This window comes from Mycobacterium sp. E1715 (genome assembly GCF_001667625.1).
Lineage (GTDB): Bacteria > Actinomycetota > Actinomycetes > Mycobacteriales > Mycobacteriaceae > Mycobacterium.
Genome location: NZ_LZJJ01000172.1, coordinates 1 through 1762 on the forward strand (window position 1 = coordinate 1; position 1762 = coordinate 1762).

Consider the following 1762-nt stretch of genomic DNA (forward strand, 5'->3'; position numbering starts at 1 on the left):
TCGTCAAGGGGGCGATGGAGCTGACCGCCTGCCGCTACGCAGCCCTGGGCATCCGCGCTCCCGATGGCGCCTTCGTCTCATTCGTGCGCGCGGGGATCGACGACGACACGGCGCGGCTGCTCGGTGAGCTGCCGGTCGGTGAGGGTCTCCGGCTCGCCGACGTGAGTGTCCATCCGCAGGCCGGCGCGCTGCAAGACCACGATCCGCCGGTGCGCGCGCTGCTCGGGATCCCGATCACGGTTCGCGGAGCGGACTTCGGCAGCCTCTACCTGGCCGACGACGTGGCCGGCCGCGCGTTTTCCGACTCCCAGGCGGCCGCCGTGCGGGCCCTGGCGACCGCCGCGGCGGCGGCCGTCGACAACGCGCGCCTGTTCGAGCGGGAACGCGAATCCGCCAAGTGGACGAAGGCCAGCCGCGAAATCACCACCGCCCTGCTGTCCGGCGACCCCCAGACCGGGCCGCTCCAGCTGATCGTGAACCGGGCGCTGGAGCTGGCCGGCGCCGAACAAGCGATTCTGCTGGTTCCGAAGGAGCCCGACCTGCCCGCCGACGAGGTCAACACCTTGGTCGTGGCCGCCACCGCGGGTCGATACTCCTCGGAGGTGATCGGTCGTCAGGTGCCGATGGACGGCTCCACCACGGGCGGTGTCGCGCGGCGCGGCCTACCGCTCATCACCGACTCCTTCCAATACCCGATCGAGGGGTTCACCGACGTCGGTGAACGCTCCGCGATCGTGATGCCGCTGATCGCCGACGGCGCGGTGCTCGGCGTCATCGCCGTCGCCCGGGACCCGCAGCAGTCGCCCTTCGGCGACGATTACCTCGAGCTGGTCAGCGACTTCGCCCGGCACGCGGCCATCGCCCTGGCGCTCGCGGCGGGCCGCGAACACGCTCTCAACCAGGAACTCGCACAAGCGGACAGCGTCGATGAGGCGGTGAACGCCGCGGCGGAGGAACTGCGCCGGCTGTGGCGGGCCCGCCGCGTCGTCGCCGTCACCTTCCCGGCTCAGAATTCTTCCACCGGAACCGCCTATGGCCCACCGCAAGTCGTGTCTGTCGGTGAGGCCGCGCAGTGGGAAGACCTGCCGCCCCATACCCAGCGCATGCTCAGCCAGCTGCGTGAGGGCGACCTGCTCACGCCCAGCACAGGGGAGCCCGGGACGGCGGGCATCGCGCTGCAGCACCCCGAGGGCGTACTCGTGGTCTGGATCGATCTGGCCGAACGTCGGTCGTTCACCCTCGAAGACCAAACCCTGCTGACCGTGCTGGCGGGCCGGCTCGGCCAGGGCCTGCAGCGCGTCCATCAGGTCGATCAGCAGCGCGAAACCGCCTTGGCGCTGCAGCACGCGATCCTGGGTCCCGCTGATCTGCCACACGGGTTCGCCGTGCGGTATCAGGCCGCCAGCCGGCCCCTGCAGGTGGGCGGCGACTGGTACGACATCGTCGAGCTCGACGACGGCCGAATCGCGATGGTCGTCGGCGACTGCGTGGGGCATGGCCTGGCCGCCGCGACCGTGATGGGGCAGGTGCGCAGCGCGTGCCGGGCGTTGCTGTTCGAAAACCCAAGTCCCGGGGCGGCTCTCGCCGGGATGGATCGCTTCGCGGCGCGGCTGCCCGGCGCGCAATGCACCACCGCGGTCTGCGCGGTGCTCAACCCCGAGACCGGCGAGCTGGTGTATTCCAGTGCCGGGCACCCGCCGCCCATCCTGGTCCACGCGGACGGCACCACCCAGATGCTCGACGACGGTCACACGATCGCATT

1 protein-coding gene is annotated in these 1762 nt (G+C 71.0%); it reads left to right on the plus strand.

The window, feature by feature from the left end:
* Positions 1-1762 (plus strand): SpoIIE family protein phosphatase (locus A9X03_RS09525; protein ID WP_068260754.1); only part of this gene is annotated, 1762 nt, incomplete at both ends.